This is a genomic window from Paenibacillus sp. FSL R5-0766, assembly GCF_037971845.1.
GTDB lineage: Bacteria > Bacillota > Bacilli > Paenibacillales > Paenibacillaceae > Paenibacillus.
Genome location: NZ_CP150227.1, coordinates 1,874,393 through 1,892,180 on the forward strand (window position 1 = coordinate 1,874,393; position 17,788 = coordinate 1,892,180).

The window sequence follows — 17,788 nt, forward strand, 5'->3', positions numbered from 1 at the left end:
CATGCATAGAAACATTCCAATCTATACCTTACGAATTCTTTACCCAGTATGGGAAATGAGGAGATACCGTGAAGAAGGTTGTATTAGCTGGTGGAACGGGATTTGTCGGACAGGATTTTGCCCAAAGGTTCAGAAAGCTGGGGTATGAGGTGTTAATTATCTCGCGTCAGCCCGGTCATATTGCCTGGGAGGATCGTGCAGGAATTATAGGGGCACTGGAAGAAGCAGAAATGTTGATTAACCTGGCAGGTAAATCGGTGAACTGCCGTTATACAGAGGAGAATCGCAAAGTCATTCTGGAATCCAGAACCCGTACAACGCGCATTCTCGGGGAAGCCGTCCTGGCTTGTAATCATCCTCCTGAACTATGGATTAATTCGAGTACAGCAACCATATACAGAGATGCTGAAGATCGTCCCATGACGGAAAAAGAGGGCGAGATTGGCTCTGGCTTCTCGGTCGACGTTGCCAAGGCATGGGAACAGGCTTTCTTTGAATTCAGTCTGCCGTCTACGCGACAGATTGCACTGCGGATCGCGATTGTGCTGGGCGAGGGTGGCGTGATAGTGCCAATGACAAATCTGGTTCGTTTTGGACTGGGAGGATCTCAAGGCGCAGGAACACAGCAGTTCAGCTGGATTCATATCGAGGATCTCTTCCGCATGGTAATTTATCTGCAAGAGCATCCACACTTGAATGGTGTGTTCAATGCGTCCTCTCCGCATCCGGTGACGAATCGGGAGTTAATGGCGCGTCTGAGAGAACAGATGGGTGTTCGGATTGGACTGCCTTCTCCTCGCTGGATGCTTGAACTTGGCGCACGTTTTATTCAGACCGAGACGGAACTGGTTCTCAAAAGCCGTTGGGTCATTCCAGAGCGAATGGAGAGGGAAGGATTCACGTTCACATACGGTACACTAGATGCCGCACTTGCCGAGATTTTGAATAAGAAGAAGTAACAGCACAGTATAAATAATAAAACACAACAGGGAGGGCAGAGGCATCTGCCCTTTATTATATATGTTCAACTAAACATTTACACGATAACGGAGAGGGCAGAAAAAACTTGAAGAAGCGAAGCGGTCGCCTTTATCCCCGGATTTTCCCTTTTTAAGAAGGGAATCAAAAAAATCTGGGGATAACAGCGATCGGAAAGTTGTTCTGTCATCGCAGTGTCTGTGTAAATACAATTAGCTGAACTTATATTAATCAGTCAGATGAACAGAAAGAGGTTGGGGAAATGCAACTTAGAAGAGTAAGGATCGCAGGAACAGGGAAGTACCTGCCTGAACAGGAAGTTACCGATGAGGAACTGGATCGCCGCTTGGACGTGCCTACGGGCTGGGTTAGCAAAGCTACAGGCGTAGGTGTACGTCATTATGCTTCGGGTGAAGAAACCTCCTCTTTCATGGGCGCACGGGCTGCGGAAGCTGCACTGGCGGATGCAGGATTACAATTCAGTGATATCGACTGTCTGGTGTGTACCAGTGGCACGAAGGAACAACCGTTGCCAAGTACGGCGGTATTTATCCAGCAGGCCATGGGGCAGCAAGATTCAGGCGTACCTGCTTTTGATATGGATGCAACCTGCCTGAGTTTCCTGAACGGACTCGATGTGATCTCCTATATGGTAGATGCTGGACGTTACCGGCGAGTACTGCTCGTAGCCACCGAGATTGCCTCAGCCGGACTGAATTGGTCAGATAAAGAGAGTGCGGCCCTGTTCGGAGATGGCGCGGCCGCTGTTATTATTGAACGTTCGCCTGAAGGATCATCGTCGCAGATTGTACATGCTTCCCTTCAAACCTACAGCCGAGGTGCTCGCTTCTCGGAGATTGCAGGTGGAGGTACACGGCTGCATGCTTCGAATTATAAGGCAGATCAACCTGAGCCCTACCTATTTCATATGGATGGACAGGCGATCTTCCGCATGGCTTCCAGACTTCTGCCTGGATTCATCAGCGAAATGCTGCAGGCAACCGGGAATCGAATGGCGGATTTCCAATTGGTCATTCCCCATCAGGGAAGTGCCATGGCGATGAGACTGATTCGCAAGAAGCTTGACATTGCTGAAGATCGGTTTATGGACATCACACGAAATCACGGCAATACGATTGCGGCATCGATCCCGATGGGTCTGCATGAAGCGATTAGACAACAGCGTATTCAGCGTGGAGATCGGGTGTTGATGATTGGCACAGCTGCCGGATTATCATTGGGAGGACTCATTTTTGACTACTAGATCTGGGGAAACCAGACATCGTACAGCTGCTTCTCTCCGTGTGTTGCTTACAGGCGGAAGGGCTCCCGTAACGCTGGATCTGGCACGCATGCTTCATCGGGCAGGCCATCGGGTCTATGTCGCGGAGAGTGCCGTACGGCATCTGACCAGATCATCTCGTGCAGTGGAACAGTGCGCTGTGGTCCCATCGCCGCGTCATAACACACGTGCGTATCTGGCAGAGCTGGAAGGGTTGGCACAGGATTGGCAGATCGACCTGTTGATTCCGATGTGTGAAGAAGTCTTTTATGTTGCTCAAGGGGCAGACAGACTGCGTGTATATTGCCGTGTTCTGGTTACAACTCTGGAGCAGCTGTATGAGCTGCATCATAAATATGATTTTATCCAGCTTGCAGGCTCACTCGGTCTTTCGGTTCCGGATACACGCCTGATCCACAGTCGGCAGGAATGGATGGAAGCTCAGTCTGTTCTGGGAAAACTAGGAGATTGGGTATGGAAGCCGGTGTATTCCCGCTTTGCAGCCAAAGTTCGCATGCCAATACTCATGACCGATGACGCTGGGGTAGGGACGGATCAGGAAGGAAACGTAAGCGAAAAGAAACGTCGACATTTTCGTAACGACCCTCCGGAAGAAGGGGAATTATCCGTTGCTTCACCTTGGGTTGCACAGGCCTACATTCCTGGTCAGATGTTATGTACTTACAGCATAGCGCATGAAGGGCAACTGGTTGCACATGCCACTTACGACAGTCGCTATCGTACAGGAAGCGTGGGAGCCAGTGTTTTTTTTGAACAGGTGGAACATGAAGGTGCCCTTGCGTGGGTGAGACAATTTGTTGAGGCAACGGGTTTTAGTGGGCAGATTGGGTTTGATTTTATAGAAGGTCCGGATGGGCAGGTATACGCAATTGAGTGTAATCCGAGGGCAACGAGTGGGATTCATCTATTTCACCCCGGAGATGACTTGGTGCGTGCACTAACTGAACCGGAGACGTTGGTAAAAGAAAGAAAAATGATCACGCCCGCACGGGGCAGCAAAGCCATGCTCATGCTTCCCATGTTAGGAAGCGGAGTACAGCAGATCTTTGGCAAAGGGAAGCTCCGTGCATGGATAGCTGCGTGGCGTGGAACCAGGGATGTGGTCTATGTAGGGCAGGATATCCAGCCTGTATTTGAACAATTCGGAGTGGTGCTAGCCGCATGGCGTCTGGCAAAATCGCAGAAGTGCTCGCTGACTGAAGCTTTGACTCATGACATAGAATGGAACGGTGAACAACAATGAATAGAGCATTGGTTACAGGAGCTACGGGATGTCTGGGCAGGCATCTCGCGATACGGCTTGCCCAAGAGGGATGGGAAGTCACTGGCATGGGCCGACAGCCAAAGGTTGGTGCAGAACTTGAGTCGGCAGGAGTCCGATTCCTCAATGGAGATATACGGAATGAGGCAGTAGTAAACGAAGGGTGTGCGGGGCAGGATATGGTGTTTCACTGTGCGGCACTATCATCGCCATGGGGTAAATATCGTGACTTTTATAGCAGTAATGTAGAAGGCACACAAAACCTCATTGATGTATGCCTGCATAATAAAGTACAGCGATTCATACATGTCTCGACTCCAAGTATATATTTTAACTACATACCACGATATAACGTACATGAGAATGACCCGTTGCCATCCAAACCAGCCAATCATTATGCAGCCACGAAGCTTCTCGCTGAGCAGGTTGTAATGGAGGGGCATGCGAAGGGGCTTCCGTCGATCATCATTCGACCGCGAGCCATCTTTGGTCCGTATGATCAGACGTTATTTCCCAGAATTGTCGCAGCAAACGCGAAATCGGGCGTGCCCATGATCGGTGATGGACAGGCATTAATCGATCTGACCTGTGTGGATAATGTGGTGGATGCCTTATTATTGTGCCGCGATGCCTCTACAGAAGCACTTGGTAGAGCCTACAATATCTCCAATGGCGATCCAAGGGCGTTCAGTGAGTTGGTGAGCAGCCTGTTTGGCATGCTGGATATGCCCTTGCGTCGTCGAAACATTCCTTATCGGATGGCATATGGTGTGGCAGCGTTGCTGGAGCGAGTTCATGGCTATATTCCTGCGTTGGGTGAACCTCCGTTGACACGGTATACAGTCGGATCCTTATCCATCCCACAGACGTTGGATATTACGGATGCACGGGAGCAATTGGGATACATCCCTCGGGTGTCCATTGAAGAGGGATTGCAACAATTTGCAGACTGGTGGAGGGCTGAATCATGCTGACAACAACTCCGGTGGAACTATATTTGGGTGCGGCGGGTTACTGTACACATCCGGAGTTTCTGACGCTGCGTGGTGGTCGATTGAGTCCAGTACCTTTCCCGGCAGGATTTGCCTGCATCATTCATCCCGTACATGGACCGATCCTGCTGGATACGGGATATAGTTCCCGCTTTTTCAAGGAAACGGCTCATTTGCCTAACGCACTGTATCGTCATATTACACCTGTGGTCTATCGCGAGGAGGATAGTGCCGTTCATTTTTTGGCTCGAATTGGACTGAAAGCTTCGGATATTCGGTATATCATCCTCTCGCATTTTCACGGCGATCATATCGCGGGTGTACGAGATTTCCCGGAGGCACAATTTATCTATCTGCCAAGGGCCTATGATGCTGTGCGCTCACTTGGTCCGATTGCGGCTGTAAAAGCAGGCTTTCTTGCCGGGTTGTTGCCCGAGGATTTTATGGCCAGATCATGGCCTGTTACGTGTGAGCCTGAGCGATGGACGAGAGCGGGGGAAGCTTTCCCTTTTGATGAGGTCTATGACATCTTTGGTGATGGCAGTCTGCTGGGGGTGGATGTATCCGGTCATGCGGAAGGCATGATGGGACTTCTGTTGCGTACCGAAGAACATGACTATTTTCTCTGCGCGGACGCGGTGTGGTCGAGTCGGGCTTTTCGTGAACAACGCAGACCTCATGCGCTTGCGGGTATTATTATGTCGAATCGACAGGAATACCACCGTAATTTTGACAAGCTGGTTCAGCTGTATCAGCAGTTTCCCCACATTCGAATTGTGCCGAGCCATTGTCGAGATGTACTGGACGCTTGGGGCACAGGAGGGCAGAAACGATGAGTAATACCTTTCGCATTGTAGTTCATTATGCACTCGCACGTGGGCTGCGAACATGGAAAACACGAGAACAACTTGAGCGCTGGCAAGAGCGCCGGATTATTCGGCATGTTCATCAGATCCGTGCCCGATCTCCGTTTTACCGGAAGTGGTGGGGTGGCGTGGACGCAACCGACTGGAGAAGCTTTCCTTTGATTGACAAATCAATCATGATGGAACATTTCGATACACTGAACACGGTGGGCATTACCAAAGTTGAAGCGCTGGCTCTTGCAGGTGAAAGTGAAGAAACGCGTGATTTCAAACCTTCCATTCAAGGCGTGACCGTTGGATTGTCTTCGGGTACGTCAGGGAACCGGGGAATATTTCTGGTAAGTGATCGGGAGCAGGATGCGTGGACGGGCAAAGTGCTGGCTAAGTTGCTGCCCGGTGGACTGTGGAAACCTGCCAAGATTGCATTTTTCCTGCGAGCCAACAGTAATCTGTATGAATCGGTGCAGCGTGGCAAATTGCAATTTCAGTATTTTGATCTGCTGGAACGTGTGGAGACCTTGGTTAAGCGGCTGGAAACCTACCAACCTACCGTGTGGGTGGCTCCTCCATCCATGCTGCGTCTGTTGGCGGATGCCTATGTGGCAGGCTATCTGACTGCTGTACCGGATAAAATCATCTCTGTTGCCGAGGTGCTGGACCCCCTGGATCGCAAGGTGTTGGAGAAGATCTTCGGACAGACCGTTCATCAAGTATATCAGTGTACAGAAGGGTTCCTGGGTGCAACCTGTCGTTATGGCACACTGCATTTGAATGAAGATATCGTGCATATTGAAAAAGAGTTCATTGATCCCGCCACCCGACGGTTCGTGCCCATTATTACGGACTTCTCCAGAACATCACAGCCGATAATCCGGTATCGGCTGAATGATATTCTGACCGAGGCCGCGCTGCCATGTGCCTGTGGTTCCCCGTTTACTGCCATTGAGCGGATTGAAGGCCGCTGTGATGACACGCTTTATTTTTCAAACATGCATACGGGTGAGGCGGTACCGGTCTTTCCGGATTTCGTTACCCGTTCGGTCATTGCGGCTTCGCCGGATATTGAACATTATCGTGTGGTGCAGCAAGGGGACGGAACAATGGAGGTATCCCTTCGACTTGGGGGGAACGCAGTGATGGCTCAGGTTGAGACCAATGTACTGCTGGAACTGATGAAGCTGGGAGAGCGGCTTGAATGCACCTTACCTGAGATCAGATTTGTACCGTATACGTTTGAACCGGGACTTACGAAGCTGCGCAGGGTGGAGAGACGGCATAATGGAGTGGCGGATTAAGCAGTAGGTGCCGTGCGGTATAGGTAGGAACGGGAAGTAAGTAATTTACCGAGGAAAGAAGGACACACCGTGACAGTAGAGGAAAACTTAACAGAAGCCGGACAGGGACGGATTAATGCAGGTTCTGATGTAGTGAAAAAGACGAAGGAAGGAATTAACGCTCCGGTGGCCTTAATTACAGGCACATCCAGCGGCTTCGGTATGCTCACCGCAATCACCCTTGCCAAGCAGGGATATCTTGTTGTTGCTACAATGCGTGATCTGAGTCGAAGAAAAGAATTGGTGAAACTGGCTGAACAGGCGGGGATAACCGAACGTTTGCAATATGTGCAACTGGACGTGACTGATGCTGAATCAGTGCAGGAAGCTGTGGGGTCCGTACTTCTTCATAATGGCCGAATAGACATGCTGGTGAACAATGCAGGATTTGCGGTTGGCGGGTTCATTGAGGAAGTGTCGATGGAGGATTGGCGGCGCCAGATGGAAACGAATCTATTTGGATTAATCGCTGTGACACGTGCGGTCCTGCCTGTGATGCGTGAACAGAAGCAGGGGTTAATTATAAATTTGTCCAGCGTCAGTGGGTTGTCCGGTTTCCCAGGATATGCGCCCTATGCTGCCTCCAAATTCGCTGTGGAAGGATTCACGGAAAGTTTGCGGCATGAGATGTCTTCTTTTGGTGTTCGGGTGGTATTAGTTGAGCCTGGCTCTTATCGCACACCGATCTGGAATAAAGGTTTGGGTGAGATTCACCGGAGCGAGGACTCTCCGTATAAGCATAAGCTGGACGCGGTTCTTCGTTATTCCAAACATGCGAGCGAGACGGCACCTGATCCACAGGAGGTAGCTGATCTGATCGGCCGAATTGCACGGATGCGTGCACCAAGACTTCGATATGCGCTCGGAAAAGGTTCGCGTGTGCTCATCATAGGTAAAGCACTGCTACCCTGGAAGTGGCTGGAGTGGATCATCGCCCGTGGTTTAAAATAGAGATTTGGTAGGAGCCAAAATTGTACAGTTTGCGAATGGGAGGGTTAGCCATATTCGAATTCATCGTCATTATTTTACTTCTTGTGATTGTGGGTCTGCTCTTTCATATCAATAGCAAGCTGCCAGCGCGTGACCGGGTGAAGGAAGCAATGGAACGGGATCGGAATCAGAAACTTAATCAGGATGCTCCAAATTAAAACGCGGAGGTTACCAATGAAAATTGCATTCGTTTTGTTTGATGGACTGACTTTTCTTGATTTTGCAGGGTTTTATGATGTGATCAATCGGTTGAATTTCTTTGAACCTACCAAAGGAACGACGTGGGAAACCTGTGCCATGACAGATCAGGTCACGGATGAGTCTGGTCTAACGTTGAAGGTGGATCGGGTGAAGCCTGACCTGTCGGAATATGATCTCGTGTTTATCCCTGGGGGCATGGGAACGCGCAAGCTTCGATATGACGAGGCCTTTGTAGGTTGGCTGAAACAGGCTGAGTCTGTGCCTTTGAAGGTTTCGGTGTGCACAGGCTCTCTGCTGCTGGGTGCAGCTGGTTTTTTATCTGGCAAAAAAGCAACAACACATCCCCGTGCATATAATTTGCTTGAGCCATATGTCACTGAGGTGATTCAGAAGCGGATTGTAAAAGATGGAAATGTAATTACTGCCGGTGGAGTAGCCACGTCCATTGATCTGGGGATTTATGTTGTTGGGTTGCTTGCAGGACAGGAAGCGGCAGCGAATGTAAAACTTCAGATCGATTATCCTTATGAGATGCAGGGAGTGGTCGAAGAATGAATGCAGGCCGAAAGCAAGAGACCTATGCCATTCGCAATATTCAGCGGGATGAAGCAGACATTTACTGGCCTTTGCGACTGGAAGCACTGAAAACACATCCTGAAGCCTTCGGGGCTTCGTTTGAGTTGTCCATTCAACTCCCCATGAGTGAAGTGCAGGAGCGCATACATAATGAACCGGATGATTATATTCTGGGAGCATACACAGAAGAAGGAACCTTGGCGGGAATGATGGGTTTCAAAAGGGAACATGGCCTAAAGCTCAGGCACAAAGGTATGATCTGGGGCGTCTATGTAGCTCCGCCATATCGGGGAAGTGGGCTGGCTTCACGTTTGCTCCGCGAGGTGCTGGATCGGGGAAGACATCTGGAAGGTATCAAGCAGATTAATCTGAGTGTAGTGACAACCAATGAATCAGCCCGAAGTTTATACGAGAGATATGGATTTGAAGTTTATGGCATCGAGCGTAACGCATTGGAAGTCAACGGTCAGGGATATGATGAGGCGCATATGCATTACTTTTATACGGAGCATTCAACATTGAATGAAGATACCAGCACAGGAGGAGTCCGAGATGACAGATCAAGTTGAACTTGAGATCGATGGTATTTCCTTTGTTTTAAAAGAGTCTCATTCTTTCGATTGGTTACAGCCATTGGGTACGGTCTTTCGCGTATTCGATCAGCAGGATTCAGGGAATCTCTCCTTCGGTATTGTGCAAAAGGATGGAAAGCGATTGTTCATTAAATATGCGGGAGCGCATACGATTCATGCGAATCATACGGGAAGTTCCCCGGAAGCCATTCGTAATCTGAAATCATCTGTTTCCGTCTACGAGGATCTGGCACATGACACGTTGATTCGACTAACGGATCATTTTGCAACGGATGAGGGGTATGCCTGTGTATTCGATTGGGTGGATGGGGAGTGTCTGCACTCCCACTGGTATTTCCCGCCTCCTGCTAAATATGAAGATCCGCGTTCGCCATACCATCGGTTCAGACAGCTTTCGGTGCAGACACGCATTCGAGCGATGGAGCAGATTCTGAATTTTCATATCGAGGTGGAACGGAGAGGTTATGTGGCTGTTGATTTGTATGATGGCAGTCTGATCTATGATTTTGACAGAAACTTTATGAAAATTTGTGATATCGATTTGTATCGGAAGGGCTCTTTTACCAATACCATGGGGCGTATGTGGGGATCTTCCCGCTTTATGTCACCCGAAGAGTTTGAGCTAGGCGCACCCATAGATGCGGTTACCAATGTATTCAATATGGGGGCAACGGCGTTTGCGTTGCTTGGCGGGGAGAAAGATCGTTCCTATGCCAGATGGGATGCTGGAGAAGCGTTGTATCAGGTTGTGATACGTGCAGTGAGCGACGAGCGGTCCCAGCGGTACGCAACGATTGCGGAACTCGGTGAGGCATGGAAAAAAACTGCTTTGCAAGGTCAATGAGTGAATGGGCGGAATTTTCGCAAATATGCAAAATCAAGTCGTATCCGCACTGAAAATCCCGTATAATGGAAATTAATGAGGAGGTGCAGATGATGTGCAGATATGCCATGTCAGGACCATACAAGGACATCTATGCCTGTTTCAACTGTCGCAAATCATTTAAACAAGTTTCCAGACATGACCTGAGCCCTGAGGTGGTGGCACAACTTGAATATAAGTGCCCGCAATGTGCCACATCTATGGTTAGCATGGGACAGGATTTCCAGGCTCCGAAGCAAAATGATACCAAACAATGGACCAAAGTGATGATGCTGTATCGTCATGGCTTTACCTATCATAATTGCGGGTGCGGGGCTGGATATCGCCCGGCTGATTTACGTGAATTATCCGATTTTCTGGAGCAGCAGGAAGCTGGTAAAGCCAGTGAAGGCAAACGATTATTGCAAAGGTTAACTTCATAGTTATGGTTCCGAAATCGAACCTGTCGCCTATGGAAATGTTGAAAATACAAGCCAATACTTTATATACAATCAATGAGCAGCAGCGTCTATTAAGCATTAACGAGCAGGGTGGTGGGCAGGCTCCAGCCCTTTTTATCGGCATGACTTCTGCCGGTTCACTGATCTATTACCATGAGCAGTTACCGCCGGATCTAATGGATGAGTTGAGTAAGGATTGCGAGCTTCCATTGGATATTCCGAAACTGATTCGGAAGGTGGAAACCTTTGAGCCGGTTAACCGTGTGTGGATGGGACCCGCCTATGCTTTTCCTGAGATATCTCACGAGTGGAATCAGAAGGTTCAGTTGATTGGTCAGGAGCAGCGTTATTTGTTGGCAGAGCATTTCCCTGAACTAACAGATCACTTGCATGAAAAAAGCCCTGTTGCCGCTTATGTTATTGGTGATTCTGCTGTGGCAGTGTGCTGCTCTGCAAGGGTTTCCCTTCATGGTGCAGAGGCGAGCCTGTATACGACACCCGGTTATAGAGGACATGGATATGCAGCGGAAACGGTAAAGTGCTGGCAGTATTATGTCAAGGAGCGTGGATGCATGCCAATCTACAGTACATCTTGGGATAATCTCGCTTCACAGCATGTTGCCCGTAAACTCGGATTAATCCAGTTCGGTGTGGATTTCAGTATCACAACTGTGGATTTGAGGAAGGACTGTGATGTCTGATGATCCGCACTTTCGTACAAAAGGATCTGCAGTATGTCATTGAAGCACATATCCGAATCTATCGAAACGAGTATAATTATGATCATAGCTTTGCTGAATTTATCACCCATGCGGTGAATTCGTTTGGACTTAAAGGCAATCATTCGAGGGAGATGTTATGGATTGTTGAGTTAGATCAGACAGCTTCCAGCTCCATAGGACTTACTCAGGTGAATGAAAATACGGCTCAACTTCGCTGGTTTCTGATCGAACCGGAAGCACGTGGTGCAGGATGGGGCGTGAAGCTTATCGAACAGGCCATTCTTTTTGCAAAAGAAAAGGACTACACATCCGTGATCCTGTGGACCAATGAGTCTTTGATCGGCGCGCGTAGATTATATCAATCTGTGGGCTTTGAAGTGAAGGAAGTCCGCAAGCAGATGTTGTCAGGTCAGGAGCTTACCGAAGAACAATGGGAACTTGTTCTGTAGTTGGCCGGGGGCTTGAGCATGAAAGCTGAATCTGTTGAGTTAACTCGTTGTTGAAAGGAGTGGTATAGTGAATCGCAGAAGACTGATTCTGGGTTTGTTATCCGTATGCACAGCATTGACGGTAGCAGCATGTTCGACTTGGACAGAAGACCAAGCATTATCAGCAACCATTGAAAGCAAGTTGCAGCAGATGGTTAGCGACCCTGTCCTCCTGACCAGTAGCAATCCGAATGATTATATTGCTGGTAACCGGGAGGCTTACGACGACATCTTGAATACGGCGGAGGCAGGACTGCCTTTCCTGCTACAGCAGCTCGAATCCAGTCCGGATAATGGTCTCAAGGAATGGATCATGGCTCAGGCAAGTACTGAAATGCTCGGAGAGCTTAACCCTGTAGAGGCGTGGCATAGTGGCAAGGACTGGCTCAGACAGTATAAAATGAGCGTAGAATAATGGCTTATCTTCTCTATAGTACCTGACTTAGCGGAAGTAATGGAGGGGGCGGAATCGATTCTGAAGAAGCGATAGCGTTCGGCTTAGTCAGCGATCAGAAGAACGATCCGTAACCGGAATGGTTCCCGCAAGTCGTCAAGCACTGTAGTGTGTGATGAGCCGGATGTACAAACCTCACCTCCAGTCAGCATGAGCAGCATTGAGAGGTTCTTGGAACCCGAAAGAATACATTATAGAGGTGAAATCCTTGACTAAGAAAATTGCTTTTTTTGATTCAGGCATCGGTGGTTTAACCGTTTTGCATCAGGCATTACAACAGTTTCCGGAAGAAAAATTCTTGTATTATGCGGATACCTTGCATGTCCCTTATGGAACCAAATCTGCGGATGAGGTTAGAGGACATATTTTTGATTGTGTGGAAGCTATCGTTCAGGAGGATGTCCAGGCAATCGTGATTGCTTGTAATACAGCAACAAGTCTGGCTGTGAAGGATCTGCGCGCCAAGTACGATATCCCGATCATTGGCATGGAGCCTGCTGTGAAACCGGCCGTGGAGATGAATCGTGATAGTGGAAAGAGAGTGCTTGTATTTGCTACGGCCCTCACCTTGAGCCAAACCAAGTATAACGAACTGGTATCACGTGTTGATGATCACCACAGTGTGGATTCCATTGCGCTGCCGGAACTTGTGGAGTGGTGTGAACAGCTGGATTTTGATCCGGGCAAAATCGCTGATTATTTCCGGTTCAAGCTGGCAGATCTCGATCTTCATGGGTATGGCACAGTGGTGCTTGGTTGCACGCATTATCCATTCTATACGTCCATTCTGCGCACGGTTCTGCCCGATCATATACAGATTATTGATGGCAGTACAGGTACGGTGAACCATCTGAAGCAGCGGCTTGGACTGGTGGCTCAACATGGAGACAGAACAGGGGAACAGGTCACTTTCCTCAGTTCATCAGGCCGACCGGAAGAGCAGGAGAAGATGTACAGTGCACTTCAATATCTTGAGATGAACACCAAGTAGGTTACACCATAGGAGGTGATAGCTATGCAGTCCATTTATCTTATCCGTCACGCCAAGGCCACAGGGCAGGAACCCCGTGCAGAGCTTACAGATGAAGGGATCAGGCAGGCTGAAAAACTTGCAGATATCTTGGCTCATCATTCCATATCGTATATTGTCTCCAGTCCATGGAAAAGGGCCGTTCAGACGGCTATGCCACTGGGTATAGCAACGCTGCAACATATACATACGGATGAACGTCTCCAGGAGAGGATACTTAGCTCTCTTGATCTGCCTAACTGGATGGATGTACTGAAACGTACATATGATGATGTGGATTGGGTGGAAGAAGGCGGGGAATCTTCTAGAAACGCGGCTGCAAGGGGGCTTGCACTACTGGAAGAGTTGTGGAGCAGACCAGAGCAGCACGGGGCCGCGGTTACACATGGGAACTTGTTATCACTGCTTATTCGTGAGTATGAACCATCCTTTGGTTATGAAGAGTGGACCAAACTGTCTAACCCGGATGTGTATGTGCTGGAGAGACAACGACCAGATACAGGACTGCTCACCATTCGCAGAATATGGACTGATTGAACAGGAAAAAGAGTGCTCCAGCGATTATTCATATCGGCCAGAACACTCTTTTCGTTTATCCGCGGGGCATATTTACAATGCGGCAATCATGATCATAACCCATCCAGCCAAAAATGCGACTCCGCCAAGTGGGGTAACGGCTCCCAATTTGCGAACACCCGTTACACTTAAAACGTACAGGCTGCCAGAGAACAGGATGATTCCGGCGAACATCAGCCACCCGGCAAGCATGACGAGTGAAGAGGATTCAAGACCGTCTGCCAGCAGTCCGATCAGGATGATGCCAAGTCCGTGGATGAGGTGATATTGAACACCGGTTTCATAGATTTTGATCATGTCAGCGGATAGTTTACGCTTGAGCGCGTGTGCGCCAAAAGCACCCAAAGCAACAGCCAGGAACATCATAATACTGCCGAGTATAATCAGGGTTTGCAATGTGTTTTTCTCTCCTTTTAAGGGTAATTAGATATAACATCAAAGTGTACTGCACGAGTGTTGTCTACAGTTTGCGCAATTGAATCTGCCCAATGGAGTGATCGGCTTCCTTTTTCAGAATCAGTCTGGCACGCCCTTTGGTTGGCAAAATGTTTTCATGCAGGTTTTTGGCATTGATATCTTGCCAGATCTGGTTGGCCGTACGCACGGTTTCTTCTTCATCGATATTGGCGAATCGTTGATGGAAAAAGGAATCCGTGTTCTGGAACGCTGTATTGCGGAGTAGCTTGAAACGCTCAACGTACCAGTGTCGTATATGCTCTTCTTCCGCATCAATGTAGATGGAAAAATCGAAGAAATCACTAACCAGCAAAGGCGTTTCCTTTTTGATCTGAAGTACATTGATACCTTCAATAATGAGAATATCCGGTTGACAGATCTGCTTCTCTTCCCCTTGAATGACATCGTAGGCGAGGTGAGAGTAGACGGGTGCTTTCACTTCGGGCTTGCCTGATTTCACATCACCCATGAACTGAATCAGGGATTTGATATCATAACTTTCCGGGAATCCCTTGCGGTTCATGATGCCCTTCTCTTGCAGCACCGCATTGGGATATAAGAAACCGTCGGTTGTGACAAGGTCAACCTTCGGGCTATTCTTACCTCTGGCGAGCAGTGCCTGTAGCAAGCGGGCTGCTGTACTTTTGCCCACGGCAACACTTCCCCCGATTCCAATGATGTAGGGGGTGGGGAGGGCTTCTTTTTTCATAAAGGAGGCCGTTAGTTGATTCAGCTCTCGTGAAACTCTTGCATATAGGTCAATAAAGTGGGTAAGAGGCAAATATATATCTTCGACTTCTTGAATCGATACCTCTTCATTCAATCCCTTTAACTGTTCTAATTCGGCTTCCGTCAGTGGAAGAGTGGTCTGATGTTCTTTAAGTTCAGCCCATTCCTTGCGGTTAAACTCGATGTAAGGAGAGTATAAATTCATGAGATCCCGCTTTCTGTATGTAATATAATTGTGGACACAACCTAGTGTATCAAATTTCAGCAAACTGACAACACCTTTACATTGTGCACTTCATAATGCCTTTCGTCAAAATGGAGCGAAATACAACTTATAGGAAAGTTTAACCCAATTTATGTTAAAGTCAACGTATACCATGCGGAAGGGTGACAGCACATGATCGTATATGAGAGAGAGCATGATTTTGTTTTGACCGCACAGCATGAGCATGGATTAGTAGCCGGAGAGATGGCTTCTCACTGGAAAAATGAATTATTAGCCGATGCTGCGCATCGGGATGAATTGATTCTAGCGGCCAAAGAACATGACCGTGGCTGGATTGAACTGGATTCATCTCCGTTCTGGAATGATTACAGTCAATCGCCGTATTCGTTTCGTGACTTTCCATTACGTCCGCGTTTTGTATTCTACCATAAAGGGATTGAAGAAGTTCGTCAGAAAAACCTCTACGCCGGATTATTGTGTAGCTTGATGTACACGGAGCTATTTCAGAAAAATCTGGGGGCCAATGCTCAGGATGATGATGACATTCGAGATTATCTGCAACAAGAACACGAACGTCAGCTGGATTGGGAGAAACAGCTTGGTGGTAATGCTGAAGCACTGAAACAGAGGCTGCAAAGTGATGTGGAGATTATGCTTTTCTGTGATCAGCTCAGTCTGTTTCTATGTATGGAGGAACCTGGAACACCTGCTGCGCGTTATGATTTTTTTGCAGAAGGGCTCAGTTGTACGTTTGATGCCTGTTCCAGACAGCCGATTCAGGCAGAGTGGTTATCTAATGAAAAGGTAGGTCTGTCTTTTTTTCCGTTTGATGAGGACTTTACGATCGTTTTACCATATAAATCGGTACCAAAGGCAAGTATCCGCAAATTTGGTATGCAACAGGCTTATCGCCGGGCTGAATGGAAGGAACGCCGGGTGTTGATTACGGAATTGAAATGAGAACTGGCAACTCCAGGCTTGAGGAAAGAGCAGCATAGAATATCACAAAACAGGCGGGCTTCTGATGTACAGGTGTACAGGGCGTCCGCCTTTCGCATGCATATATATCATCATAGACTATACTGTGAGACCGGTGAAAATACGAATGAATCAGAGTGGGAATAAAGAAGGAAAACACAGGTTATTCCCAGAAATGTTAGTGTACAGCAGAGAAGCGCATGTTAGCAGGAGGACGAATATGGATACTAGAATAGAGATTTTAACGATGTGTATGGTATGGGACAAAATGAATGATCAGGTGTTGTTAATGAATCGGCCGGATCGCAAAGGATTTCCGGGATACATCGCTCCTGGGGGGAAGGTAGACTTTCCGGAGAGTATCGTGGATGGTGCCGTGCGGGAGGTTCTGGAGGAGACGGGGCTAGTAGTCAATGAGATTACGTATAAAGGGCTTGATGAGTTTTGTGATCCCGAACAAGGATTGCGGTACATGGTATTTAACTATTTGGCGACTTCATTCGAGGGTCAGTTATTGCAAGATCCGCCCGAAGGCGAACTGTTATGGGTGCCTATGAAGCGGGTTTTTGAGCTGCCTATGCAGGATTGGTTTGCTGAACGTTTCCCGCGTTTTTTTCAAAAAGGTACTTTTGAGCGGAGTGTGATCTGGGAGAAGTCATCCGGACGTACACTGCAAGAGACATTTATGATGTATAGCGATTCGGTACTTGAACAGAGTGGGACCAAATAAGTTAAACCGTCAGAAGGAGGAAAAATCATGGGATACCAGCATGCCCTGGAAGAATACATTGCGGCGACGCTTGATGGGGAATGGAAATTAATCCATGAGCATTTAAGCTTGGGTTAGGATAAAAAGAATGCCTCAAAATGTATCATCCATATCTATATATTTATATCCAAATATTATGATATAATGAAGTTTACTATTTTTATAGGAGATGACTAGTCTGTGGGTAATAGTGTGTGATTAATAGATTGAGTAAACTAGTTTGTTGAAATGAAGAATGATATATTTGTGGATTTGCCATACATAGGCTTCTGCAAACAGAACGTAAATGAATATTGTACGATGAAAAGGTGGAGATTGGCATGAAATTGTCGTTCCGGATTTTGGACTGGGAAGAAGAGAGACCCTACGAACTTTTATTGATGGCTGATCCTTCAAAGGCAATTGTGGATGAGTACCTGAGTCGGGGTGTTTGTTTTATTGCCGAGTATGAAGGAGAGATGGTTGGGGAGTTCGTATTGTTGAAGACTCGTCCAGAGACTGCGGAGATTGTTAATATTGCCGTACAGGAAGAACTGCAGGGACAAGGCGTAGGCAAACACATGATTAAGGAAGCGATGGAAGCTGCACGTAGATTGGGCTGCCGGATTCTCGAGATCGGGACGGGCAACTCCAGCTTTCATCAATTGAAGTTATACCAACGTTGCGGTTTTCGCATTATCGGGGTTGATCGTGACTTCTTTGTGAGGCATTATGAGGAAGAGATTATAGAGGACGGTATCCGCTGTGTGGATATGATCCGTATGGCCATAGATCTGGATGCTGTTACAGAGGATGAAAAGAAATAGGAAGTATTTGCTGAGGTGAAAATTGCTGAATCCAAAGAAGCGGCTCGGATAATTTATGTCTGGGCCAGCTTTTTGCTGTGGGTCTCCTGAAGAAAACCCCAATTATTTGTTGAATGTGACGTCAAATGGTTAATGTT

At 47.9% G+C, this 17,788-nt stretch carries 22 protein-coding genes; 20 read left to right on the forward strand and 2 right to left on the reverse strand.

The genetic code is table 11. The features are described 5' to 3' along the window. Nucleotides 1-68 precede the first annotated feature (68 nt). The 17 genes from MKY66_RS08555 (at nt 69) to MKY66_RS08635 (ending at nt 13,648) form a co-directional block, all read left to right on the forward strand. Nucleotides 69-959 carry a TIGR01777 family oxidoreductase gene (locus MKY66_RS08555; protein ID WP_076209249.1) on the forward strand — a complete coding sequence of 297 codons (891 nt, stop codon included), beginning with the start codon at nt 69-71 and terminating at the stop codon, nt 957-959. A gap of 281 nt (nt 960-1,240) precedes the next feature. Then, the gene (locus MKY66_RS08560; RefSeq protein WP_076209248.1) at nt 1,241-2,242 is read left to right on the forward strand and encodes a beta-ketoacyl-ACP synthase III; all 1,002 of its coding nucleotides are present in this window, start codon (nt 1,241-1,243) and stop codon (nt 2,240-2,242) included. Continuing rightward, entirely contained in the window at nt 2,232-3,524 is a 1,293-nt protein-coding gene (locus tag MKY66_RS08565) for an ATP-grasp domain-containing protein (RefSeq protein WP_083656927.1), read from the forward strand. The genes MKY66_RS08560 and MKY66_RS08565 overlap by 11 nt, the downstream gene beginning before the upstream one ends. Then, a complete protein-coding gene (locus MKY66_RS08570; protein ID WP_076209247.1) occupies nt 3,521-4,516 on the forward strand; it encodes an NAD-dependent epimerase/dehydratase family protein in 996 nt (331 codons plus the stop codon). Before MKY66_RS08565 ends, MKY66_RS08570 begins: the two co-directional genes overlap by 4 nt. Beyond that, nucleotides 4,510-5,370 carry an MBL fold metallo-hydrolase gene (locus MKY66_RS08575; RefSeq protein ID WP_076209246.1) on the forward strand — a complete coding sequence of 287 codons (861 nt, stop codon included), beginning with the start codon at nt 4,510-4,512 and terminating at the stop codon, nt 5,368-5,370. The genes MKY66_RS08570 and MKY66_RS08575 overlap by 7 nt, the downstream gene beginning before the upstream one ends. Further along, nucleotides 5,367-6,695, forward strand: a complete 1,329-nt coding sequence (locus MKY66_RS08580; protein ID WP_076209245.1) for a F390 synthetase-related protein — start codon at nt 5,367-5,369, stop codon at nt 6,693-6,695. The genes MKY66_RS08575 and MKY66_RS08580 overlap by 4 nt, the downstream gene beginning before the upstream one ends. Nucleotides 6,696-6,764: 69 nt before the next feature. Beyond that, nucleotides 6,765-7,685, forward strand: coding sequence for an SDR family oxidoreductase (locus tag MKY66_RS08585; RefSeq protein WP_256704117.1), 921 nt, complete (start codon nt 6,765-6,767; stop codon nt 7,683-7,685). A gap of 20 nt (nt 7,686-7,705) precedes the next feature. Continuing rightward, entirely contained in the window at nt 7,706-7,882 is a 177-nt protein-coding gene (locus MKY66_RS08590; RefSeq protein WP_179088474.1) for a hypothetical protein, read from the forward strand. 16 nt (nt 7,883-7,898) lie between these two features. Continuing rightward, complete coding sequence (locus MKY66_RS08595; protein WP_036669691.1) at nt 7,899-8,480, forward strand: DJ-1/PfpI family protein; 582 nt, start codon at nt 7,899-7,901, stop codon at nt 8,478-8,480. After that, the gene (locus MKY66_RS08600) at nt 8,477-9,070 is read left to right on the forward strand and encodes a GNAT family N-acetyltransferase (RefSeq protein WP_076209244.1); all 594 of its coding nucleotides are present in this window, start codon (nt 8,477-8,479) and stop codon (nt 9,068-9,070) included. The genes MKY66_RS08595 and MKY66_RS08600 overlap by 4 nt, the downstream gene beginning before the upstream one ends. Then, nucleotides 9,054-9,938, forward strand: a complete 885-nt coding sequence (locus MKY66_RS08605; protein WP_076209243.1) for a serine/threonine-protein kinase — start codon at nt 9,054-9,056, stop codon at nt 9,936-9,938. Before MKY66_RS08600 ends, MKY66_RS08605 begins: the two co-directional genes overlap by 17 nt. A gap of 65 nt (nt 9,939-10,003) precedes the next feature. Further along, nucleotides 10,004-10,399, forward strand: a complete 396-nt coding sequence (locus MKY66_RS08610) for a hypothetical protein (protein ID WP_339807120.1) — start codon at nt 10,004-10,006, stop codon at nt 10,397-10,399. Between the two features lie 29 nt (nt 10,400-10,428). Continuing rightward, on the forward strand, nt 10,429-11,118 hold the full coding sequence (locus tag MKY66_RS08615) for a GNAT family N-acetyltransferase (RefSeq protein WP_339807121.1): 690 nt from the start codon (nt 10,429-10,431) through the stop codon (nt 11,116-11,118). Beyond that, the gene (locus tag MKY66_RS08620) at nt 11,118-11,588 is read left to right on the forward strand and encodes a GNAT family N-acetyltransferase (RefSeq protein WP_076209240.1); all 471 of its coding nucleotides are present in this window, start codon (nt 11,118-11,120) and stop codon (nt 11,586-11,588) included. The genes MKY66_RS08615 and MKY66_RS08620 overlap by 1 nt, the downstream gene beginning before the upstream one ends. 67 nt (nt 11,589-11,655) lie before the next feature. Beyond that, nucleotides 11,656-12,042 carry a hypothetical protein gene (locus tag MKY66_RS08625; protein WP_076209239.1) on the forward strand — a complete coding sequence of 129 codons (387 nt, stop codon included), beginning with the start codon at nt 11,656-11,658 and terminating at the stop codon, nt 12,040-12,042. Nucleotides 12,043-12,289: 247 nt separating this feature from the next. After that, complete coding sequence (gene murI, locus MKY66_RS08630) at nt 12,290-13,072, forward strand: glutamate racemase (RefSeq protein WP_076209238.1); 783 nt, start codon at nt 12,290-12,292, stop codon at nt 13,070-13,072. Between the two features lie 24 nt (nt 13,073-13,096). Beyond that, nucleotides 13,097-13,648: a histidine phosphatase family protein gene (locus tag MKY66_RS08635; protein WP_076209237.1), complete on the forward strand. Its 552-nt coding sequence runs from the start codon at nt 13,097-13,099 to the stop codon at nt 13,646-13,648. Nucleotides 13,649-13,720: 72 nt separating this feature from the next. Here the strand turns inward: MKY66_RS08635 and MKY66_RS08640 are convergent, their stop codons facing one another. Both MKY66_RS08640 and coaA read right to left on the reverse strand, forming a co-directional pair. Then, complete coding sequence (locus MKY66_RS08640) at nt 13,721-14,083, reverse strand: DUF423 domain-containing protein (RefSeq protein WP_076209236.1); 363 nt, start codon at nt 14,081-14,083, stop codon at nt 13,721-13,723. 64 nt (nt 14,084-14,147) lie between these two features. Further along, complete coding sequence (gene coaA / locus MKY66_RS08645; RefSeq protein ID WP_036610217.1) at nt 14,148-15,077, reverse strand: type I pantothenate kinase; 930 nt, start codon at nt 15,075-15,077, stop codon at nt 14,148-14,150. 192 nt (nt 15,078-15,269) lie between these two features. Here coaA and MKY66_RS08650 point away from each other — a divergent pair, with 192 nt between their 5' ends. The 3 genes from MKY66_RS08650 to MKY66_RS08660 all read left to right on the forward strand — a co-directional run bounded on the left by MKY66_RS08650 (nt 15,270) and on the right by MKY66_RS08660 (nt 17,651). Then, a complete protein-coding gene (locus MKY66_RS08650) occupies nt 15,270-16,058 on the forward strand; it encodes a DUF3891 family protein (RefSeq protein ID WP_076209235.1) in 789 nt (262 codons plus the stop codon). 238 nt (nt 16,059-16,296) lie between these two features. Continuing rightward, the gene (locus MKY66_RS08655; protein WP_076209234.1) at nt 16,297-16,806 is read left to right on the forward strand and encodes an 8-oxo-dGTP diphosphatase; all 510 of its coding nucleotides are present in this window, start codon (nt 16,297-16,299) and stop codon (nt 16,804-16,806) included. Nucleotides 16,807-17,165: 359 nt separating this feature from the next. Then, entirely contained in the window at nt 17,166-17,651 is a 486-nt protein-coding gene (locus MKY66_RS08660; protein WP_076209233.1) for a GNAT family N-acetyltransferase, read from the forward strand. Nucleotides 17,652-17,788: the final 137 nt, after the last annotated feature.